The organism is Micromonospora sp. LOL_013 (assembly GCF_048060315.1).
Classification (GTDB): domain Bacteria; phylum Actinomycetota; class Actinomycetes; order Mycobacteriales; family Micromonosporaceae; genus Micromonospora_E.
The window spans coordinates 1-22250 of the sequence record NZ_JBHMIQ010000038.1 but is presented as its reverse complement, the minus strand read 5'-3'; the positions used below and the strand labels follow the sequence as shown (position 1 = coordinate 22250).

Genomic DNA, 22250 nt, shown 5'->3' with positions numbered 1-22250 from the left:
CAACAAACTGGCGCCGCCCGGACCGCGGACCGCACCGACCCCCGGCTACAGCATGAGGGCCGGCGCGGGCCGGCACAACATCGGCCCGGGCAGCAGTACGCGGAACACGGCACCACCGCCCGGCCGGTCGTACAGCTCGATCCGGCCGGCGTGACCGGCCACGATCGCCGCGACGATCGCCAGCCCGAGGCCGGAGCCGCCGCCCCGCCCCCGGGTGCGGCTGGGATCCACCCGGTACAGCCGCTCGAAGACCCGCCCGGCGTGCGCCGCCGGTACGCCGGGACCGGTGTCGGTCACCTCGATCACCGCCAGCGGCGCGTCCGCCGGCAGGTCCCGCCCGACCGCCGCGAGCGGTCGGTCCGACACGGCACCGCCAGCGCCGGCCGGCAGATACCCCACCCGTACGGTGATCTCGGCCGTCGGCGGGGTGTGCTGCAGCGCGTTCGCCACCAGGTTGGCTGCCACCTGGCGCAGCGCCGGCTCGTCCCCCGGCACCGAGACCGGCTGCAGTTCGGGTGCGACCGGCTGCAGTTCGGGTGCGGTGGAGCCGACCGGTCCGGCCGGTGCCATCCGGACCCGACGATCGGGGGCCCGTGCGGACGCGTCGCGGATCGTGTCGGCGGCGACCGCGAGCAGATCCACCGGTCGACGCACCGGCTCCCGACGCTGGTCGAGCCGGGCCAGCAGCAGCAGGTCCTCCACCAGCAGCCCCATCCGGGCCGCCTCCGCCTCGATCCGGCGCATCGCCTCGTCGAGTTCCGGGCCGGGCGTCGCCCCGCCCCGCCGGTACAGTTCGGCGAATCCCCGGATCGAGGTGAGCGGGGTGCGCAGTTCGTGCGACGCGTCCGCGACGAACTGCCGGAGTCGCTGCTCCGAGGCGGTCCGGGCGGCAACCTCGGACCCGATCCGGTCGAGCATCGAGTTCAGCGCGCCGCCGAGCCGGCCGACCTCGGTGTGCGGGTCGGCGTCGAGGACCCGCCGGGCCAGGCTGCCGCCGGTGATCTCGGCGGCGATGCGTTCCATCCGGGTCAGCGGGCGCAGCCCGAGCCGGACCGTCGCGGCGGCGACCATACCGAGCAGGACCAGGATCAGCAGCACCACCGCGACGTCGATCATGAGCAGCGTGTCGGCGGTCGCGTCGACCTGGCGCAGCGAGACGCCGACCACCGCGAGCCCGCCGTCGGCACGCGGCACCGCGAGCACCCGCCAGGACCCGTCACCGTCGACGGCGGGCACTGTGTAGGAACGCCGGGCAGCGGCCCGCTCGACCAGCGCCGGATAGTCGTCCACCTCCGGCAGGGCGGCATCCGGGTCGGAGGAGAACTGCTGGGTGAGGGTCCCGTCGGCGGCGTACAGCAGGACCGACTGGGCCGGTTGCAAAGAGGCACCGGGGAACAGGCGGGGTCGGTGACCGTCCGGGTCGAGGGCGGGCGACGCGGACCCCGCGTACGGTCGGCTCATCAGCCGCAACTGCTCGTCGAGCCGGTCGGTCAGGCTCTGCCGCAGCAGCACCAACCCGGCCGTGTTGGCCAGCAGCAGGGCGACGGCGGTGAGGACCGCGGTGGCCAGCACCAGCCGGGACCGCAGCGTCCAGTGCGACCACCGCCGCACGGTGATCCGGGAGCGGAACCGGTTCAGGTGCCGCATCAGGCGCCGCCCGATCGGGGTAGTCGCAGCGTGTAGCCGACCCCCCGGACGGTGTGGATCAGCGCCGGCTCATGCTGGTCGATCTTCTTACGCAGGTAGTAGACGTACGACTCGACGATCCGGCCGTCGCCGTCGAAGTCGTAGTTCCACACCCGGTCCAGGATCTGGCTCTTGCTGACCACCCGGCCGGCGTTGACCAGCAGATACCGCAGCAGGTTGAACTCGGTCGGCGACAGGTCCACACGCTGGCCGGCCCGGCGTACCTCGTGGGCGTCCTCGTCCAGCTCCAGGTCGGCGTAGCGCAGCACCCGGTCGGTCGGCTCGGGCTCGTCGGCGACGCCGCTACGCCGCAGGATCGCCCGGATCCGCAGCACCACCTCCTCCAGGCTGAAGGGCTTGGCGACGTAGTCGTCGGCTCCGACGGTCAGCCCGGCGATCCGGTCCTGCACGGCGTCCCGCGCGGTCAGGAACAGCACAGGGACATGCCGGCGGCCGCCCCGGCGCATCGTCCGGGCCACCTCGAAGCCGTCAAGATCCGGCATCATCACGTCGAGGACAACCAGATCCGGCTCGAACTCCTCGATCGCCACCAGAGCGGCTCGGCCACCGTCGACCACCCGGACGTCGAACCGAATCAGCCGCAACGTGGCGGCGAGCAGGGCACAGATGTTCGGCTCGTCGTCGACGACCAGGATCCGGGGAGCCCGGTCCGGTCCGGCGTCGGCTGCCTGGCCGATCTCGGCGGATGAGGTCATCCGCCATGCATACCGGCGGAGTCTCGGAGCCGGCTGGGAGCCGGCTGTGGGGTGGCCGAGCAGCGGCCACCTTTCCGACATCTGCCGTCCGCTGTGAGTTCGCAGTCCGTTCCGAGGTTGTTTTGATCTGCGCGGTGTTTCCTCACCTTCACACCGAATCCGCCCTACCTGAAGGTGAGGACCTGCCCATGCGACCCGATTCGGCACCGCCGACGGCCACTGGCCACGGCACGGACGACCGGGCCGGCCACGCGCTGCGGGGCGTCACCCGGCTGCACGCGTTCAACCGGTACGAGATCAAGTACCTGGTCGACAACGCGGCGGTACCCGCCCTGCGTGACCAGCTCGCCCGCCGGCTCGACCGGGACAGCCATGCGGGGACCACCGGGTACGGGGTGTGGAGCCTCTACTACGACACCGACGACCTGCGCTTCTACTGGGAGAAGATCGAAGGGCTGCGGTTCCGCCGCAAACTGCGGATCCGGCACTACGGCGACCGGACCGGCATCGACGACGACACCACCGTCCACGTCGAGATCAAGCAGCGGGTCAACCGGGTCACCCAGAAACGGCGGATCGCGCTGCCGTACCGACTGGCCCGTCAACTCTGCGACGGCCGCGCCATGATCGACCACGCCGAGCCGCAGCGGGGCTTCGTGCAGGAGGTCCTCGGCCTGGTCAGCGGTCTGGACCTGCGCCCGGTGGCGATCACCGGCTACCACCGGCAGGCGTTCGTCGGCACCGGTGCCGATCTCGGCCTGCGGGTCACCCTGGACACCCGGGTCCGGGGTCGGGACCGTGACCTGCACCTGGGCGTCGACGCCGAAAACCGGTTCATCGTCCCGCCGTGGCGTTCGATCATGGAGGTGAAGGCGAACGAACGGGTCCCGTACTGGCTGACCGACCTCGCCGCGCAGGCCAACCTGTCGGTCGTGCGGGTCAGCAAGTACTGCCAGTGCGTCGAGGCGTTCGGGCGGGCCCCGCGGTCGGTGTTCCACCTGCCGGCCGACGCGCCACCGGCGGAGCCGGACCGGCCGGCCGGCGAGCTGCTGCCCGTCGGCGCGAGCGGCGGGCGGGCCTGACATGGACATCACCTTCCAGGACCTGTCCAGCACGTTCAGCCTCGGCGACATCGCCGCGTCGCTGGCGCTTTCCTTCGTGCTCAGCGCGATCATCGGCTGGGTCTACCGGGCCACCCACCGCAACGTGTCGTACAGCCAGTCGTACGTTCAGACACTGATCATCCTCGGCATGCTGATCTCGTTGATCATGCTGGTCGTCGGCTCCAACATCGCCCGGGCCTTCGCCCTGGTCGGCGCGCTGTCCGTGGTCCGGTTCCGCAACGCGATCAAGGAGACCCGCGACGTCGGCTTCATCTTCCTGGTGATGGGCGTCGGCATGGCCTGCGGCACCCGGTTCTACCTGCTCGCGGTGATCGCCACGGTCGCGATCTGCCTGATCATCGGGGTGATGTACCGCTTCAACTGGTTCGCGCTCAACGTGCAACGCCAGGTGGTGAAGGTGCAGGTGCCACCGGACCGCGACCACACGCACGCCGTACAGGACGTGCTGCTGCGGCTGACCACCGAGTTCGAGCTGGTCAGCATCGAGTCCATCCGGGGCGGAGCGCTGACCGAGCTGATGTACACGGTCAGGTTGAACAAGGGCAGCGAGCCGGGTGAACTGATCGCCAGTCTGAGCGAGCTGACCGGCGGCCAGCGGGTCACCGTGCTCACCGGCTACGACCAGACGGACCTCTGATGCGCGGTACGCCGTCCGCCCCGAATCCACCGGCCGGGCCGCCGGTCGCTGCGCCGAAGCGTCGGTTACGGCACCGGATCCCGCTGCGGATCCGGCACAACTACCGGCTGCTGGCCAGCTGCGCCGTATTCCTGCTGGTGGTCACGGTCGCGCTGGGCAGCACCCGGATCCGGCCGTACGTCACCAGCGCGGCGAACGCCGCGACGGACGTGGTGACGGTCGACATCGCCGGCACCGTCGACCTGTTCGACTCGACGGTGGCACACGAGATCTCCCTGGTCTTCCGCGACGACGACTACCAACGGATGCTCGACGCCTACTTCGACGACGGCGAGAAGGAGTACGTCGAGGCGGACCTGGTGATCGACTCGACCACGATCCCGAGCGTGGGAATCCGGCTCAAAGGCAACTCCACCCTGTCCGGTCTGACCCGCGACGGTGAAACCGCGCAACGCGGCGGGGCCGCCCCCGACGGCGGCCGGTTCGACGGTGGCCAGCGACCCGACGGTGGGCAGGGACAGCGGCAGGGCGCAGGCGGGCCGGGCGGCGGCATGGGCCGGGCCGGGCTGGCCGCTGAGGAGCCGGAAACCCTGCCCTGGCTGATCAGCTTCGACACGTTTGTCGAGGGACGGCGCTACCAGGGACTGCAGGAGATCGCAGTGCGGGTCGGCGGAATGGGCGGCGGCAGCGCCGTGGCCAACGAGGCCCTCGCCCTGTCGCTGCTGGCCACCGCCGGTATGGCCACCCAGCGGTACGCGTACAGCGCGTTCACGGTCAACGACCGGCCGACCACCGCCCGCCTCGTGGTGGAACACCCCGACGAGCACTACGCCGCCGGGCTGGGCGACAGTGGCGTGCTCTACAAGTCGTTGGCCGGCGGTTCGTTCACCTACCAGGGCGAGGATCCGGTCGAGTACCAGGACGACTTCAAGCAGATCAACCTCACCGGAAGCCAGGACCTACAGTCGGTGATCAACCTGACCCGCTGGGTGTCCGAGGCGTCCGACGACGAGTTCGACGACGAGCTGGCCGATCACGTCGACGTCGAGTCGTTCGCCCGCTACGTCGCCGCCCAGAACCTGCTGCTCAACTTCGACGACATGGCCGGTCCCGGCCGCAACTACTACCTTTGGTATGACCTGGCCACCCGGAAGTTCACGGTGGTCAGCTGGGACCACAACCTGACGTTCAGTGGCGACGCCAACCTCGGGCCGCAGGACGCGGTGACCATGGGCGGTGGCCGGTTCGGTGGTGGCGACGGCGGGGCCACGCCGCAGAACGGCACGGCACCACGGGACAGGTTCGAGCCACCCGACGGATTCCAGCCACCCGACAGGGCCGGCTCCGGGGCGGCGCCGCAGGGCGGCGGTCCCGGCCGGTCGACAGGGCACCCGCTCAAGGAACGGTTCCTGGCCAGCGACGCGTTCACCGAGGTGTACGAGGCCGCGTACCGCGATCTCTATCAGCGGATGTTCGCCAGCGGCGCGGCGACGGCCGCGCTGGACGACCTGGCCGCCGTCCTGGCAACCGTCGACGGTCAGAACGGCTCGGTGGTCGCGACCGAGCTGGAACAGCTGCGGACCACGGTTGAGCAACGGACGGAAGGCCTGCGCGATCAGGTGTGAGTGCTGAACCTCCGCTCCCAGCGGACCGCCCACCGGTGCACGGTCACGGCCCGTTCAGGTTGGTCGCGGCCGGGCAAATAGAATGGCCCGGAATCAACCGCCGCCGGCCGGTACCCGACGTACCGTCCGTCACCGACCTTGGGAGCAATTCGTGCTGACGATGCAGGACGCGCTGGCCCGCCTCGCGGCGTACTGGGCCGAGCAGGGTTGCCTGACGGTCCAGCCGATGAACACCGAGGTCGGCGCCGGCACGCTCAACCCGGCCACGTTCCTGCGGGTGCTCGGTCCTGAGCCGTGGCGGGTCGCCTACGTCGAGCCGTCGGTGCGCCCGGACGACGCCCGGTACGGCGAGAACCCGAACCGGATCCAGACCCACACCCAGTTCCAGGTGATCCTCAAGCCGGAGCCGGGCGACGCGCAGGAGCTCTACCTCGGCAGCCTGGCCGCGCTCGGCATCGACGTGGCCGCGCACGACGTCCGGTTCGTCGAGGACAACTGGGCCTCACCGGCGCTCGGCGCCTGGGGTCTGGGCTGGGAGGTCTGGCTGGACGGGCTGGAGATCACCCAGTTCACCTACTTCCAGCAGGCCGGTGGGATCAACCTCGAGGTGCCGTCGGTGGAGATCACCTACGGCATCGAGCGGATCATGATGGCGTTGCAGGGGGTCCGGCACTTCAAGGAGATCGCGTACGCGCCGGGCATCTCCTACGGCGAGATCTTCGGCCCCGGCGAGTACGAGATGTCTCGCTACTACCTCGACGACGCCGACGTCACCACCAACCGGCAGCTGCTCGACCTGTACGCCGCCGAGGCGCAGCGGATGATCGACGCCGGGCTGCCGGTCCCGGCGCACAGCTTCGTGCTCAAGTGCTCGCAGGCGTTCAACGTACTGGACGCGCGGGGCGCGGTCTCCACCGCCGAGCGGGCGACGGAGTTCGCCCGGATGCGCCGGCTGGCCGGCGAGGTGGCGCAGCTGTGGGTGCGCCGCCGCGACGAGCTGGGCCACCCACTCGGCGTGGTGCCGCCGACACCGGCCGGGCAGGCCGACGGGGCAGCCGTGCCGTCCGGTGAGTCGGCCCCGGCCCGGCAGCTGGTCTTCGAGATCGGCACCGAGGAGTTGCCGCCGTCGGAGGTCCGCTCGGCCCGCCAGCAGGTCGCCAAGCTGGTCGCCGACCGGCTGGCCGCCACCCGGCTGGCGCACGGCGACGTCCGGGTGCTGGCCACCCCGCGCCGGCTGGTCGCCGTCGTCGACGCGGTCGCCGCCCGCGAGCCCGACCACACCCGCACGGTACGCGGCCCGAAGGTCGCCGCCGGGTTCCGCCCGGACGGCACGCCCACCCCGGCTGCGGCGGGCTTCGCCCGTTCCCAGGGGGCCGAGGTGGCCGACCTGGCCCGGGTGGAAATCGGCGGCGTACCGCATCTGGCGGTGCTGCGCGACGAGCCCGGCCGCACCGCGACGGAGGTCCTCACCGAGGTGCTCGCCGGGGTGGTGACCGGCCTGCGCTCGGCGAAGAACATGCGATGGCGGGATCCGCAGCTGGCGTTCACCCGTCCGGTCCGGTGGCTGCTGGCGCTCTGGGGTGACGTGGTGGTGCCGGTCGAGGTGTCCACGCTGGCCGCCGGCCGGACCACCCGGGTGCACCGGACCGCCGCGACGTCGACCGTCGAGGTGGCCGACGCGGAGAGCTACCTGGCGACGGTCCGTGACGCCGGCATCGTGGTGGACCCAGAGGAACGCCGGGCGATCGTCACCGCCGCCGCCGGTGAGCTGGCCGCTGGCGTAGGCGGTCAGGTCGACCTGGCCGCCGAAGCCGGTCTGCTCACCCAGGTGGTGGACCTGATCGAGCAGCCCACGCCGCTGCTCGGCGGGTTCGAGGAACGCTACCTGGAGCTACCTGAGGCGGTGCTGGCCACCGTGATGCGCAAGCACCAGCGGTACCTGCCGGTGCGTGGTGCGGACAGTGCCCTGTTGCCGCACTTCGTGGCGGTCGCCAACGGCGCGATCGACACCGATCTGGTACGGGCCGGCAACGAGGCGGTGCTGCGGGCCCGGTACGAGGACGCGGCGTTCTTCTACCGCGCGGACCGGGCGACCCCGCTGGCCGAGCTGCGGTCCCGACTGAACCGGTTGACCTTCACCGACAAGCTGGGGTCGATGGCGGACCGGGCCGACCGGATCGCCGGGCTGGCCGGCGACCTGGCCGAGATGATCGCACTGTCCGATGCCGACCGGGCGACCTTGGACCGCGCGGCCGAGCTGGTCAAGTTCGACCTCGGCTCGCAGATGGTCACCGAGATGACCAGTCTCGCCGGGGTGATGGCCCGTGACTACGCCGAGCACGCCGGGGAGCCGGCGGCGGTCGCGCAGGCGGTGTTCGAGGCCGAGCTGCCGCGCAGCACCGGTGACCAGCTGCCGCAGTCGCTGCCGGGGGCGCTGCTGTCGCTGGCCGACCGGCTGGATCTGGTGACCGGGCTGGCTGCCACGGTCGGCATGCCGACCGGCAGCAGCGACCCGTTCGCGATCCGGCGGGCGGTGCTGGGGCTGTTGGCGGTGCACCGGAGTCAGCCAGGGCTGGCCGGGGTCTCGCTGGCCGCCGGGCTCGCGGCTGCCGCCCGGCGGCAGCCGGTGCCGGTCGACGATCCGGTGCTGGCCGAGATCGTCGAGTTCCTGACCCGCCGGGTGGAGCAACTGCTGACCGAGGAGGGCCAGCCGGTGGACCGGGTCCGCGCGGTGCTGGCGCACGCCGACCGGCCGCAGCTGGTCGACCGGCTGCTGAGCCAGCTGGACCGGCTGCTGGCCGACGAGCAGTTCCGGGCACTCGCCGAGGCGCTGCAGCGGGCCCGGCGGATCGTCCCGGCCGACGTGCCCGCCGAGTACGACCCGGCGCTACTCACCGAGCCGGCCGAGGTGCGGCTCCACGAGGTGGTCAAGCAGGTGCGGGCCGACCTGGACCACAGCACGGACCTCGACCGGTTCACCAGGATCGCCGGGCAGCTGACCGCGCCGGTGAACGCCTTCTTCGACGACGTCTTCGTGATGGCCGAGGATCCGCAGCTGCGTCAGGCCCGGCTGGGTCTGCTCGCCACGGTCGCGGCGCTCGCCGCCGACGTGCTGGACTGGCCACAGCTACGGATGTGACTCGGGGGCGGGGTCCGCCGGCCGTGCTACCGTCTGTCAGTCCACACTCGGTGTCGACGAGGAAGGCGGGGGCCGGCCATCACGTCTCCGGGAGCCTGCGACACGCACCCGTCCGCCGGTGCCGCCACGGCCGCGCCGCACGGTTGGGTGGACGGGCCTGCCGGGCCGGTCCGCAACGTACCGAATCTGATCACCACGGTCCGGACCGTGGTCGCCGTCGGCCTGGCCGTGCTGGCCGTCGTCGGCGGCAGCGCGGTGCTCACCGGTGTCGCGATCGCCTGCTACTGGATCGGTGACATGGCGGACGGTCTGGCCGCCCGGCGGCTACGGCAGGAGACCCGGTTCGGCGCCGTCTATGACATCGTCTGCGACCGGATCTGTTGCCTGGCGGTCGCCGCCGCGCTGATTCCGCTGCTGCCGTCGATGGGCGTACCGCTGGGCATCTTCGTCGTGCAGTTCGTCGTGGTGGACCTGGTGTTGAGCCTGAGTTTCCTGCGGTGGCCGTTGCTGAGCCCGAACTACTTCCATCTTGTGCACACCCAGGTGTACCGGTTCAACTGGTCGCCGGTGGCGAAGGCGTTGAACACCGGCGGCCTGGTGCTGCTGGTGGTGCTGGCACCGTCGCCGGTGCTTCCGGTGGCTTTCACCTTGGCGATCGCCGCGGTGAAGCTCGCTTCGCTCGTCGTGGTGGCCCGGATCCCGCTCGCTGTCGACCTTCCGGGTCTGCGCGCCGCCTCCTCGTGATCGCGGTTCTGCTGGCCACCGTCGCGGTGGGTGCGTTGTCGGCGGTGTCGCCGGTGACTCCGATCGAGCCGTACCTGATCGCGTTGACCGCCACCACGTCCCATCAGCCGGTCGCGTTGGGCGTCGCTGCGGCGCTCGGTCAGACCGCCGCCAAGCTCGCCATGTTCCTGGCGTCGCGGGGGGTGATCCGGTCGCCGTGGCTACGCCGGTGGCTGGACAAGCGGACCGCGCCGAAGGCGACGGCCACGGCCAGCGCGGTAGCGGCCGACGGCACGACGACGGCGGACCCGACGACGGCGGACGGCAGGTCGCGGGTCCAATGGTTCCGCCGGATCGGTCCGGCGATCGGCGACCGGCTGCCGCAGGGGCTGCGCAGCAGGTTGTCCGGCTGGGCGGGCTGGGTGGCCCGGGAGCACCGCCGACTGTACGAGCCGGCGTTCGTCATCCCGACCCTGTTCGCGAGCAGCGTGATCGGCGTGCCTCCGCTACTGGTCACGACGGTGGTGGCCGGTGGCACCCGGATGCCGGCCAGCGTGTTCACAGTGGTCTGCTTCATCGGCAGATCGATCCGATTCGTCGCACTTGCGATGGTTCCCAGCTGGTTCACCGGCTGAGCGTTTATCAAACCGTTACACGCATAGCACTTGCCGGAAACAGAGCCGGCAGTCCCTAATTTGTCCAACGGCTTAACAAAATCTCGGTGACCGCGTCGTGGCAGCGCGTTCACCGGGCCAGACGGGACGGCCATCGGCGGGTCGGCCCACCCGACAGTGTGTTCACCAGGACTAGGAGACCACGTGTCCCGAACCCGCCGACGCCACCTTGAACGTGGCCCGCTAACCGCTGCAATACTTTCGCTCTCCATGTTGTCTACCGCCCTGCTCGGTGCCCCCGCCGCGCAGGCCGCACCGGGCACCCCGGGCACCCCTGGCAACCCGGTCGATCCGGCCCCCGCCGTGCAGGCCGGCACGGGCGATTTCGAGACGGCCGCCGACGAGCCGTACTCGGTGCTCGTCTTCTCCAAGACCGCCGGCTTCCGGCACGGCTCCATCCCGGCTGGCATCGCCGCGATCGAGCAGCTCGGTGCCGACAACGGCTTCACCGTCGACACCACCGAGGACGGCGCCGACTTCACCGACGCCAACCTGGCCAACTACCGGGCGGTCATCTGGCTGTCCACCACCGGCGACGTCCTCGACACCGCCCAGCAGGCCGCCTTCGAGCGCTACGTCCAGGCCGGTGGCGGGTACGTCGGAATCCACGCCGCCTCCGACACCGAGTACAGCTGGCCCTGGTACGGCGAACTGGTCGGTGCCTACTTCTCCGGCCACCCGGCCAACCAGAACGCCGTGGTGAAGGTCGAGGACCCGGCCCACCCGTCCACCGACGGACTGCCCGCCGAGTGGGTCCGCTACGACGAGTGGTACAACTTCCAGACCAACCCGCGCGGCGACGTGCACGTACTGGCCAGCCTGGACGAGACCAGCTACACCCCCGGTGCCGGCGCGATGGGCGCCGACCACCCGATCGCCTGGTGCAGCGACTACGACGGCGGCCGGGCCTGGTACACCGGCGGCGGCCACACCAACGAGTCGTTCGCCGAACCGGAGTTCCTCGACCACCTGCTCGGCGGCATCCAGACCGCCGCCGGGGTCGTCGACTCCGACTGCGGCGCCTCGCTGACCGAGAGCTTCGAGAAGATCACCCTGGACAACAACACCAGCAACCCGATGGAGCTGGACATCGCCCCGGACGGGCGGGTGTTCTACATCGAGCGGGACGGCCGGGTGCAGATCGTCAAGCCGGACACCGGCAACACGGTCACCGCGATCGACCTCGACGTATTCACCGGCAACGAGGACGGCCTGATCGGTATCCGGCTCGACCCGGACTTCGCCGACAACGGCTGGGTGTACCTCTACTACGCCCCCAACGACGGCGTGGCCCGCAACCTGCTGTCCCGGTTCACGGTGGTCGGCGACAGCATCGACCCGGCCAGCGAAAAGGCCGTGCTGCAGGTCGACACCCAGCGCAACACCTGCTGTCACGCCGGCGGCACCATGACCTTCGACAGCCAGGGCAACCTCTACCTGGCCACCGGGGACAACACCAATCCGTTCGAGTCCAGCGCCTACACTCCGATCGACGAGCGGACCGGACGGCAGGACTACGACGCGCAGCGTACCTCTGGCAACACCAACGACCTGCGCGGCAAGGTGATCCGGATCCACCCGGAGGACGACGGGACGTACAGCATCCCGGAGGGCAACCTGTTCGCGCCGGGCACCGCGCAGACCCGCCCGGAAATCTACGCGATGGGTTTCCGCAACCCGTTCCGAATCGGCGTGGACCCGGCCACCGACACGCTGTATGTGGCGGACTACGGCCCGGACGCCAACTCGGACAACCCCGACCGGGGTCCCCGGGGCCTGGTCGAATGGAACATCGTCGACACCCCCGGCAACTACGGCTGGCCGTACTGCACCGGGACGAACGAGGCGTACAACGACTATCAGTTCCCGTCCGGCCCCAGCGGCGCGAAGTTCGACTGCTCGGCACCGGTCAACGACTCCCCCAACAACACCGGCCTGACCGAGTTGCCGCCGGCGATCCCCGCCACCGTCGACTACGGCTACAGCGGTGACCCGCGCTACCCCGAAATCGGTGGCGGCGGTGCGCCAATGGGTGGACCGGTCTACCGCTACGACACCGAGCTGGCCTCGGACCGCAAGTGGCCGGCGTACTACGACGGCAAGGCGCTGCTGGGCGAGTGGAACCAGTCGAAGATGTACACCATGCAGTTGTCCGCTGGCGGCACCGAGCTGGTGGACATCAACCAGCTGCTGACCGGGATGAGCTTCATCCGCCCGATGGACTTCGAGTTCGGCCCCGACGGCGCCCTGTACCTGATCGAATGGGGCAGCGGCTTCGGCGGTAACAACGACGACTCGGGGGTCTACCGGATCGACTACATCGCCGGTAGCCGGGCACCGATCGCGGAGGCCAGCGCCACCCCGACCTCCGGCCAGGCACCGCTTACCGTGCAGTTCTCCAGCGCGGGCTCGCGCGACCCGGACGGGGGCACGCTGACCTACGCCTGGGCGTTCGGTGACGGCGGGACCTCCGCCGAGGCCAACCCGACCCACACCTACACCGAGGCCGGCAACTACACCGCGCAGTTGACGGTGACCAACCCCAACGAGCGCACGGCGGTTGCCAACGTGCCGGTGACAGTCGGTAACACCGCACCGACGGTGACCATCGACTTCCCGCCGGCCGGCGGCTTCTTCAACTGGGGCGACCAGGTCGAGTACACGATCACCGTGACCGACCCGGAGGACGGCGAGATCGACTGTGACCGGGTGGAGCTGCAGGTGCTGCTCGGCCACGACGAGCACGCCCACCCGTTGGAGCAGCACACCGGCTGCTCCGGCACAGTGCAGACCCAGCTCGCCGCCGGCCATGGCGCCGAGGCGAACGTCTTCGGCGTGTTCGAGGCCACCTACACCGACGACGGCGGTGTCGGCGGTGCCGCACCACTGACCGGCCGGGCGATCGAGCTGCTGCAGCCCAAGCGCAAGCAGGCCGAGTACTTCAGCTCGACCGGACGGGTGGACGGCGCCACCGGCGACGACGACCCGGGCGTACGGATCGAGACCACCAGCGACCCGGCCGGTGGCGGCGAGAACATCGGCTTCATCGAGGACGGCGACTGGTGGTCGGTCGACCCGGCCAACCTGACCAACGTCGACTCGATCCGGTTCCGGGTCGCGTCGGCGACGGCCGGCGGCCGGATCGAGGTCCGCGCTGACGCCGTCGACGGTCCGGTGGTCGCCTCCGCTGACATCGCGGGTACCGGCGGCTGGCAGACCTGGACCGACGTGACCGCGCCAGTCACCGGCGGCGCCGACGCGGCGGTGCTGTACTTCGTCGCCCGGGATCCGGGTGGCGGTGCCGATTCGCTGTTCAACGTCAACTGGATGGATTTCCTCGGCCGCGGCGTCACCGAGAACGCGCCGCCGCAGGTCAGCGTCGCCGCGACGCCGACGTCCGGCACCGCGCCGCTCACCGTGGCGTTTGACGGCACGGCCAACGACGCCGAGGGCGACACCCCGTTGACGTACGCCTGGGACTTCGGTGACGGCGGTACCGCTGACACCCTGGACGCCAGCCACACCTACACCGCACCGGGCACCTTCGTCGCCACCCTGGTGGTGACCGACGCCCGGGGCGCGACCGCATCGGCGTACACGTCGGTGCGGGTCGAGGCGCCGAACACGTCCTGCTTCGGGGCGCGGTCGGACGACTTCCTCGGCGACGAACTGGACCGTGACCGGTGGACGGTGGTCCGGGAGAGCCAGGTGTACTCGCTGGCCGACGGCGCGCTGCTGTTGCCGACCGGCGTCGGTGACCTGTACGGCGGCCGCAACGACGCCACCAACCTGGTCCTGCAGCCCGCGCCGGACGGTGCCTGGCAGGCCACCACCAAGGTCACGTTGCCGGTGACCGCCAACTACCAGCAGGCTGGTCTGCTGGTCTACGGCGACGACGACAACTACGCCAAGCTGGATCTGCTGTTCAACGGCAGTCGCCGGGTGGAGTTCATCCGGGAGACTGCCGGCACCCCGCGCAACGAGGGTGCCGACGCCACCGACGCGCCCACAGGTGACACCCTCTATCTGCGGGTGACCAGCGACGGGACGAACCTGACGGCGGCCATGTCGGCCGACGGTCAGACCTTCACCCCGGTCGGCCGGTCGGCGGCGCTGGCTGGCATCGAGAACCCGCAGTTCGGCGTGTTCGCGCTCAACGGTGGGACCGAGGCTCCGGTGGTCGACGCCGCCTTCGACTGGTTCCAGGTGACGCCGGATGAGCCGGCCGGGCCGGTCGAGCCGTCCGACGAGTTCGACGGCAACGCGCTGGACAAGTGCCGGTGGGACGCCATCGTGCGGGAGGACTTGGCCGCCTACCGGGTAGTCGACGGGTCGTTGTTCATCGACGTGCCCAACGGCGACATCTACACCGGCGACAACACCGGGCCGACGAACTTCATCCTGCAGACCGCGCCGGAGGGCGACTGGACGATCGAGACGAAGATCGACGGCAGCCTGCTGAACGAGCAGTACCAGCAGGCCGGTCTGCTGGTGTACGCCGATGACGACAACTACCTGAAGTTGGACTTCGTCACCGACAACTCGCCCGGTTCGGCAGTCAGCCGGCGGATCGAGTTCCGTAGCGAGATCGACGCGGTGATCCAGAACCCGCAGCCGGGGGCCACCGGTTTGACCTCGGGTGTGTGGTACCTGCGGGTGTCCCGTGCCGGTGACGTCTTCACCGCCGCTTACTCGGCGGACGGCACCGACTGGACAGAGTTCGAGTCGCTGACCAGCGCGGTCGTCGGGGCCACCCCGAAGATCGGTGTATTCACCCTCAGCGGCAACCAGACGGAGTCGAAGACCGCGTCGTTCGACTACTTCCGGTTGACCACGGAGGTTTCGGAGGAGGACACCACGGCGCCGGTGACCGAGGCCGAGGTCGTCGGGACCGGCGAGCCGGCTGGTCCGGTCGAGGGCTGGTACCCGGGGCCGGTCGCGGTCACCCTGACCGCCACCGACGAAGACGGTGGCAGCGGGGTGGCGGGTACCGAGTACTCGCTCGACGACGAGACCGGGTGGACGGCGTACACCGAGCCGGTAGCGGTGAGTGGGGACGGTAGCCACGAGCTGCGGTTCCGGTCCACCGACGCCGCCGGCAACGTGGAGCAGACCCAGTCGGTCACCTTCCAGATCGACGCCACGGCGCCGGTCAGCTCGGCGGAGTTCGCCCCGGCGAACGACAACGGCTGGCACGACGGCACCATCCCGGTGGTGCTCTCCTCCACCGACGACGGTTCCGGGGTCGAGCTGCTGGAGTGGTCGCTCGACGGCGGTGACTGGACGCCGTACGACGAGCCGGTCGAGGTGACCGGCGACGGTGACCACGAGCTGCTCTACCGGGCCACCGACCTCGCCGGCAACGTCGAGGCGCTGAAGTCGGCCGTGGTGAAGATCGACGGCAGCAAGCCGACCCTGCTGATCTCCGGGCTGGCCGACGGCCAGCTGTACGGCGACAGCCAGGACGTACGGGTGTCGTGGCAGGCGGTCGACCCGACCTCCGGCATCGACACCGTCGTCGGCACGCTGGACGGGCAGCCGTACGCGAACGACACCCTGCAGGTGATGTACGACCTGCCGCTCGGCCTGCACGAGCTGACCGTGACCGCGACCGACAAGGCGGGCAACGACACCACCTCGACGGTCCGGTTCTTCGTCACCACGTCGTTCCGGGACATGCAGAACCTGATCGACAGGTTCAAGTCGACCGGACGGTTGTCCAAGAAGGCGGACCGCAAGCTGTCCAACAAGCTGGACGCGGTCCGGCTGTCGGAGGCGGCTGGCAAGGACAAGCGAGCGATTCAGCAGCTGACCGCGTTCAAGGCCCTCGCCGCCGACCCGGATCTGGTCACCGACGCCGACGTTCGGGACACCCTGGTCCGTGACGCCGACGCCATGATCGAACGGCTCGGTGGCACGGCGAGCTCGGCCGGGGTGCAGGCGAACGGCGGAAAGCCGGTCACCGGTGCCGGTCGGCTGGCGGAGGACCCCACCCGGATCGACCCCGACCAGCAACTCTGATCCGCGGTGGCCCCGCCCGGTCCTCGGTGCCGGGCGGGGCCAGCGTCCTATCAACGGGTCACCGACCCGTCTACGAGACAGGAAGGAAGACACCATGCGTCGTACGCGTGGATCGGCCGCCGTTCTGTTCGGCCTGTTGCTGGCGGTGCTACCGGTAGCCGGTCCCGCGCAGGCGCACAACGGCAAACTTGACCTGGAGGTGGCCGGCGACGGCGCCACCGGGGTGACCGTGCAGGCCTTCCATGAGGACGGGCACCGGCTCGACCTTCCGGTCCGGCTGGTGCTGACCGCCACCGCCGACGGTGGGCGGTCGGTCGGCCCGCTGCAGCTCGAACCGGCCGGTGAAGGGCAGGGCTTCTACGCCAGCGGCCCGGTGCTCAGCCCGGGTGACTGGCAGGTGACGGTGAGCGCTCCGGCGCCGTACGACAGTGCGACGACGGTCGATGTACAGGCGGTGGAGGGTCAGGCTCCGCCGGTCGCCGATCTGGCCGCCGCAGCGGTCGAGGACGAATCCGGCGGTACGGCCGGAGCCGGTTGGTGGCGTTGGGCATGGCCGATCGGCCTCGCCGCCCTGGCGGTGGCCGCTCTGGCCGTGGCCGTCCGCCGGCCACGATCCAGACAGCCCTGATCACGATGGGGCCCAGGGCACAGACGGCGACGGGGCCAGCCGGGTTCGGCTGGCCCCGTCGCCGTCTGGTCAGGTGCCGTGTTCTTCACCCGACTCTGGACATCGCTACACTGTGGAGATTACGGTCTGGATTGGACGAGTCGACCAACTCAGGCTGGAGGGCCGGTGCGCCAACCCACGGTTCGGTACCACAATGCGATCATGGACAGCGCCCGATGGGAGGGGTTCCCCTTCCGCGACGGCGACATCGTGATCTCGACACCCGCCAAATGCGGCACGACGTGGACCCAGACGATCTGCGCTCTGTTGATCTTCCAGACACCGGAGCTGCCCCGCCCGCTGGACGACATCACCATCTGGCCGGACATGAAGACGCGCAGCCAGGCCGACGTGCTCGCGTTCTACGAGGCGCAGCAGCACCGACGCATCATCAAGACCCACACCCCGTTCGACGGTCTGCCGATCCACGACGGGGTCACCTACATCGCCGTCGGCCGGGACCCGCGGGACGTCGCCCTGTCCTGGGATGCACATTTCCGCAACACCGACTACGACGTGGTCCTGAAGCTGCGCGACGAGGCGGTCGGCAACGACGACCTGACCGGCGAGCTCACCGACGACGCGCCACCGCAGCTGGAGTCCGAGTACGACCGGTTCTGGGCCTGGATGGAACACCCCGACGTGCAGATCGGCCTGCCGTCGATGCTGCACCACATGTCGGGTTTCTGGGCGGAGCGTGAGCGGTCAAACGTCCTGCTGCTGCACTACGACGAGCTGAAGTCCGACCTTGAGGGCCAGATGCGGGCAATCGCCAAACGGCTCGACATCGAGGTGCCCGAACAGCGCTGGCCGGAGCTGGTGCAGGCAGCCACCTTCGATTCCATGCGCAACCGCGCCAAGGAGTTCGCCCCCGTCCTGGCGATGTGGCGGGACCCGAAGCAATTTTTCAACCGGGGCGCCACCGGTCAGTGGCGTGACCTGCTCGACGACGACGACCTGCGGCGCTACGAGGAGCAGGTCGCCAAGCTCGCCGTACCGGAGCTGGTCGACTGGCTGCACCGCGGCCCGATCACCGCCACCGCGACGACAGCGGGCCGCTGAGTGACCCACTGTTGACCCGGGGCCGCAGAACCGGCGGCGGCCTCGTCATGATCACGTGAGCGCCATGGACCTCAAGACCGTGCGGTGAGGTCCATGGCGCTCACCTGATTTTGGGAGGCACCGGCCGGCGCTACCGGTGGCCCGATCGCGGCATGTTACGGCTTGACGAGCGAGATTGCTCGCCCACAGCCTATGTCCAAGAGCGATGGCACCTGCGGCTCACCGGGCGAGCCCGCCTCGTCGGACCCTGCACCAGGTGTGCCGCCAGGGCAAGCGGTACATCTGGGTTCTCGCCTACCAGTGGGGCGGCCCCGCCTTCTCCTACCGCACCTCCACCAACCCGGCCGACGTCAACAGCTGGTCCGCCCACCAGACCCTCTTCACCGGCAGCATCAGCAACTCCGGCACCGGACCCATCGACCAGGCACTCATCGGCGACGACCAGAACAGATACCTCTCCTTCGCCAGCGACAACGGCCGCATATACCGCGCCAGCATGCCCATCGGCAACTTCCATCACGACCGACACCACCAACAACCTCTTCGAAGGCGTCCGGGTCTACAAACTCCAAGGCCAGGCGCCACCTGGACCCAACACCACACCATGACACGCCGGGCCCGCCCACGCCGGTGGGTCGTGATCAAGACGGCTCAGCCGACCTGGTGTCGGCGTGTCGAGTCGATAGGGCGTAGTGGATCAACCCTCACGGCAGCCGTCCCCCGGGATCAGCCACCGGGGCAGCTACGGCCACCGCTGGTCGGGATGCACTGCGTGACCTGCGGCGCTGGCTCGTTGCCGGTCGGCGTCCAACCGATCAGCGGCGTCGTGGCCGCCTGCCCGGCTATCGCGACAGCACAGTAGATCAGCGCCGCCCCCACCAGAGCCCCGACGAAGTGGCGAATCCAGTACCGGTCGTGGATGAGCCAGGCGAGCAACATCCCCGCCGCCGGGAGAACCAGGTTGAGCACCAGGGCCGTGGTCAGGATGGTGTCGGTGGTCGCGCCGAACGCCTGTGCCTGTGCACGGGTGTCGAGATAGGGCGACGACGTACGTCGAATCAGCCCGACGATGAGCAGGAACGGCACGCCGTAGAGCCAACCGAGGAGCAACACGCCGAGTCCGATGCGCTTCACGGGGCACCCTGCCAGACCGCGACGACTACCGCCACGACAGCGACGCTGCCCAGCACCGGAAGAGTGCCGACGACGATCGGAGAAGGGATCAGGCGGGCCAGCAGACCGGTGACCGCCAGTGTGCAGACCAGCAGGCCGAGGAGGACCGGACTGCCGACGAGCAGCAGCAGATCTATCTCCTCCTGCGGTGTCAGGCAGCTGAACATCACCGAGCAGTCGGTGCGCAGCGCAGCCGGTATCCCTGACTGCCCGACGAGAACCGCAGTGATCACTGTGACGTACCAGCCGAGCGCGACGAGCAGGCTGCGCCCGTACGGTGCCCGACGCGGGGCATCATCGACATCCATGTACGACAATCTGCCACGAGCCTCACGGCGGGTACATCCGTCATCGTACCCATTCGGCGGGTCGGCGGGTCGGTGCCTCATGCCCGACCGCCACCGCGACAATGACCCGATGAGCCTGGATGTCCGCAGCGACGACGGCTGTCGGTTGTGGGCCGAGCAGTCGGGCACCGGACCGCCGCTGGTGCTCTGTCACGGCGGTCCGGGTCTGTGGGACTACTTCGACCCGCTCGCCCGGCTCCTCGAAGATCACGCTCGCATCATCCGGTGGGACCAACGCGGCTGCGGGCGATCGCAGCGGCGTGGGCCGTACCGCATCGCCCGCTTCGTCGCCGACCTCGACGCGGTACGCGACCAGCTGGCCGGGCCGCGCATGGCCCTGCTCGGCCACTCCTGGGGGGCCCACCTGACGTTGCGGTACGCCATCGCGTACCCCGAGCGGGTCAGTCAGCTGATCTACGTGTCCGGGACCGGCATCGACCCTGGGCGGGACTGGCATCCGCACTACGAACGGAATCTGCGGCTCCGGCTCGGGGATCGTCTGGCCCGGTGGGAGACTCTGGGCGCCCGCTCCCGTACCCCCGCCGAGGAACGTGAGTGGGCGGTCCTGCAGTGGTCGGCCGACTTCGCCGACCAGGACACCGCGCTCAGTCACGCCCAACGCATGGCCGAACCATGGTTGGGCATCAGCTACGACTGCAGCCGGGCCATCAACGCCGAGGTCAAGCGGGAACTCGCCAAGACCGAGATAGCCGTACGCTGCCGGGCGCTCGATCTACCAGTGTTGATCATCGACGGCGCCGAGGACATCCGCCCTCGCTGGGCTGTGGACTCGCTGCACCGGACGCTGCCCAACAGTCAGCGCGTGATCCTCACCGGGTCCGCCCACCTGCCGTGGGTAGAGCGTCCGGACGACTTCCGCCTAGCGGTAACGACCTCCCTGACAGGGCAAAGGCCGCAGTCACCTGTCGTCCGGGAGTAGCCGGAACGCTGGATGCGGAGTCAGCGGTCGCAGCGCTCGAAAGTCCCGCCGATCCAAGGCCAACAGGGTGTCGGTCTGGTAGCGGGCGGCCAGCGCGACATTGACTGCGCTGACGAGCAGCGTCCAGCCTTCGTACGTCGGCTACGAGGACGCGATCCTCGTCGTCAAGCGGAGGCTGCGTCGTCAGGACGGCGTGGACTCCCGACGGTACGCGCTCGGGGTGTAGCCGAGCACCGTCCGGAACTCGTTGGCCAGGTGGGCCTGGTCGGCGTACCCGAGTTGGGCCGCCAGACCCGCCAGGTCGGTGGCCGGATCGGTCCGCAGCAGCTGCGCCGCCTCCTGCAACCGCCGTCGGCGGATCATCATCGACGGCGGCAGGCCGACGTGGCGGCGGGCCAGCCGCTGCACCGTACGGGCCGACACGTGCAGTCGGGCGGCGACGTCCTCGACCCGCAGCACCGTGTGGTCGGTGTCGACGAGCTCCGCCAAGGTGTTGGCCAGCAGCGCCTCCGGACCGGGCGGCCCGACCGTGGCGCTCAGCCAGTCGGCGAACGCCGCCACCGCACCAGCGTGCCGCTGCGGAGCGTCAACGGCACCGGTCATCGCGTCGACCACCGGCGGCCGAAGATCGGGCAGGTCCAGCCGGCGGGAGGCATCCCGCAGCGCCGCCGGCTCCGGGGTGAAGTGCGGCACCGCCGCCGGGCGCAGCAGCGCCCCGACCGCCCAGCCGGTGCCGGTCAGGTCCCGGTACGAGACCTGGGTCGTCGGACCGGCCAGCTCCACGCCGTCTGGGCCGACCACCAGATTGCAGGCCGGGAACGACAGGATCTGCTGCCGGGAGGTACGGCCCGGCGCGATCCGCCACTCGGGGATCCAGAACCAGCGGACCAGCGACGCGACCTGCTCCGGCGGCGGCAGCCGGGCGAAGGTCGGCAGCCGGGACGGGTACAGGATGCCGCGCTGCGCCGAGTCCACGGCTGCCAGGCTACGGCCTGCGGCACCGACGGCTGTCGGCTGTCGCGAATCTTCAAGTCACCACACCCGCACGCTGCCTAGGGTCGGGACATGTCCGACACTTTCCCGGCCGCCGACGGCCGATACACCACCAACGGTACGCCGCACGGCGTCACCAGCCTCACTCCGTTCCTGGCCCTTCCGGACGCACGCGGCGCTATCGCCTTCTACCGGGACGTGTTCGGCGCCCGAGTGGTCGACGTGACCGAGATGGGCGGCGCCGTGGTGCACGCGGTGCTCGACTTCGGCAACGGCCAACTGCAGCTCGGCGAGCCGTCCCCGGCGTACGGGCTGGTTGCCCCACCGGCTGGCGACGAGGACTGCTACTCGATTGGCCGGTACTGCCCGGACGTCGACGCCACGCTCACCCGCGCGGTAGCGGCCGGCGCAACGGTGCGGGAGCCGGCGACAACCTTCGTCTCCGGTGACCGGTTCGCCAGCATCCGCGACCCGTACGGGGTGCGCTGGTCGATCATGACCCGGGTCGAGGACCTCTCCGAGTCCGAAAGCGCCCGCCGGGTCGCCGAATGGGCCGCCCAGCAGGGCTGACATCCGCCTGCGGTAGAGCTGAGGAGTGCCCTGTTATCTTACTGATCGTCCCCACAGGGGACTGCTCGGTCGCCCGGCTCGGTATGACTGACTGCCCCTGTCGTGCGCATGATCCGGGGGGTGTTGTCGCCGGGCCGGGTGGCGTCGGCGGAC

16 protein-coding genes and 1 pseudogene are annotated in these 22250 nt (G+C 70.2%); 12 read left to right on the top strand and 5 right to left on the bottom strand.

Annotated features, from left to right (window positions below; all coding sequences use genetic code 11):
* Window positions 1-45: 45 nt before the first annotated feature.
* Window positions 46-1638 carry an ATP-binding protein gene (locus ACFHWS_RS22725; protein WP_416556919.1) on the bottom strand — a complete coding sequence of 531 codons (1593 nt, stop codon included), beginning with the start codon at window positions 1636-1638 and terminating at the stop codon, window positions 46-48.
* Between the two features lie 8 nt (window positions 1639-1646).
* A complete protein-coding gene (locus tag ACFHWS_RS22720) occupies window positions 1647-2402 on the bottom strand; it encodes a response regulator transcription factor (RefSeq protein ID WP_416556887.1) in 756 nt (251 codons plus the stop codon).
* Window positions 2403-2590: 188 nt separating this feature from the next.
* Here ACFHWS_RS22720 and ACFHWS_RS22715 point away from each other — a divergent pair, with 188 nt between their 5' ends.
* The 10 genes and pseudogenes from ACFHWS_RS22715 to ACFHWS_RS22670 form a co-directional block, all read left to right on the top strand.
* Entirely contained in the window at window positions 2591-3484 is an 894-nt protein-coding gene (locus ACFHWS_RS22715) for a polyphosphate polymerase domain-containing protein (RefSeq protein ID WP_416556886.1), read from the top strand.
* A gap of 1 nt (window position 3485) precedes the next feature.
* Window positions 3486-4163, top strand: coding sequence for a DUF4956 domain-containing protein (locus tag ACFHWS_RS22710; protein WP_416556885.1), 678 nt, complete (start codon window positions 3486-3488; stop codon window positions 4161-4163).
* Window positions 4163-5788 (top strand): CotH kinase family protein, encoded by a 1626-nt coding sequence (locus ACFHWS_RS22705; RefSeq protein ID WP_416568993.1) that lies wholly within the window; start codon window positions 4163-4165, stop codon window positions 5786-5788. Before ACFHWS_RS22710 ends, ACFHWS_RS22705 begins: the two co-directional genes overlap by 1 nt.
* A 160-nt stretch (window positions 5789-5948) precedes the next feature.
* Entirely contained in the window at window positions 5949-8927 is a 2979-nt protein-coding gene (locus ACFHWS_RS22700) for a glycine--tRNA ligase (RefSeq protein ID WP_416569011.1), read from the top strand.
* A gap of 147 nt (window positions 8928-9074) precedes the next feature.
* On the top strand, window positions 9075-9671 hold the full coding sequence (locus ACFHWS_RS22695; RefSeq protein WP_416556883.1) for a CDP-alcohol phosphatidyltransferase family protein: 597 nt from the start codon (window positions 9075-9077) through the stop codon (window positions 9669-9671).
* Complete coding sequence (locus ACFHWS_RS22690) at window positions 9668-10285, top strand: hypothetical protein (RefSeq protein ID WP_416568992.1); 618 nt, start codon at window positions 9668-9670, stop codon at window positions 10283-10285. Before ACFHWS_RS22695 ends, ACFHWS_RS22690 begins: the two co-directional genes overlap by 4 nt.
* A 249-nt stretch (window positions 10286-10534) precedes the next feature.
* Window positions 10535-16345, top strand: a complete 5811-nt coding sequence (locus tag ACFHWS_RS22685) for a ThuA domain-containing protein (RefSeq protein ID WP_416568991.1) — start codon at window positions 10535-10537, stop codon at window positions 16343-16345.
* A 94-nt stretch (window positions 16346-16439) separates the two neighbouring features.
* A complete protein-coding gene (locus tag ACFHWS_RS22680; RefSeq protein WP_416556880.1) occupies window positions 16440-16973 on the top strand; it encodes a hypothetical protein in 534 nt (177 codons plus the stop codon).
* A gap of 201 nt (window positions 16974-17174) precedes the next feature.
* Entirely contained in the window at window positions 17175-18074 is a 900-nt protein-coding gene (locus tag ACFHWS_RS22675; RefSeq protein WP_416556879.1) for a sulfotransferase domain-containing protein, read from the top strand.
* Between the two features lie 274 nt (window positions 18075-18348).
* Window positions 18349-18652: pseudogene (locus ACFHWS_RS22670) on the top strand (non-reducing end alpha-L-arabinofuranosidase family hydrolase); the annotation flags it as partial.
* A 148-nt stretch (window positions 18653-18800) separates the two neighbouring features.
* Here ACFHWS_RS22670 and ACFHWS_RS22665 read toward each other — a convergent pair.
* Window positions 18801-19208: a hypothetical protein gene (locus ACFHWS_RS22665; protein ID WP_416568990.1), complete on the bottom strand. Its 408-nt coding sequence runs from the start codon at window positions 19206-19208 to the stop codon at window positions 18801-18803.
* Entirely contained in the window at window positions 19205-19555 is a 351-nt protein-coding gene (locus ACFHWS_RS22660) for a hypothetical protein (RefSeq protein ID WP_416556877.1), read from the bottom strand. Before ACFHWS_RS22660 ends, ACFHWS_RS22665 begins: the two co-directional genes overlap by 4 nt.
* A gap of 109 nt (window positions 19556-19664) precedes the next feature.
* Between ACFHWS_RS22660 and ACFHWS_RS22655 the strand changes: the two genes are divergently transcribed.
* Window positions 19665-20534, top strand: a complete 870-nt coding sequence (locus ACFHWS_RS22655; protein WP_416556876.1) for an alpha/beta fold hydrolase — start codon at window positions 19665-19667, stop codon at window positions 20532-20534.
* 183 nt (window positions 20535-20717) lie between these two features.
* On the opposite strand, the gene ACFHWS_RS22650 is transcribed toward ACFHWS_RS22655, so the two are convergent.
* Window positions 20718-21452: a helix-turn-helix domain-containing protein gene (locus ACFHWS_RS22650; protein WP_416569010.1), complete on the bottom strand. Its 735-nt coding sequence runs from the start codon at window positions 21450-21452 to the stop codon at window positions 20718-20720.
* Window positions 21453-21599: 147 nt separating this feature from the next.
* Between ACFHWS_RS22650 and ACFHWS_RS22645 the strand changes: the two genes are divergently transcribed.
* Window positions 21600-22097, top strand: coding sequence for a VOC family protein (locus ACFHWS_RS22645; protein WP_416556875.1), 498 nt, complete (start codon window positions 21600-21602; stop codon window positions 22095-22097).
* Window positions 22098-22250: the final 153 nt, after the last annotated feature.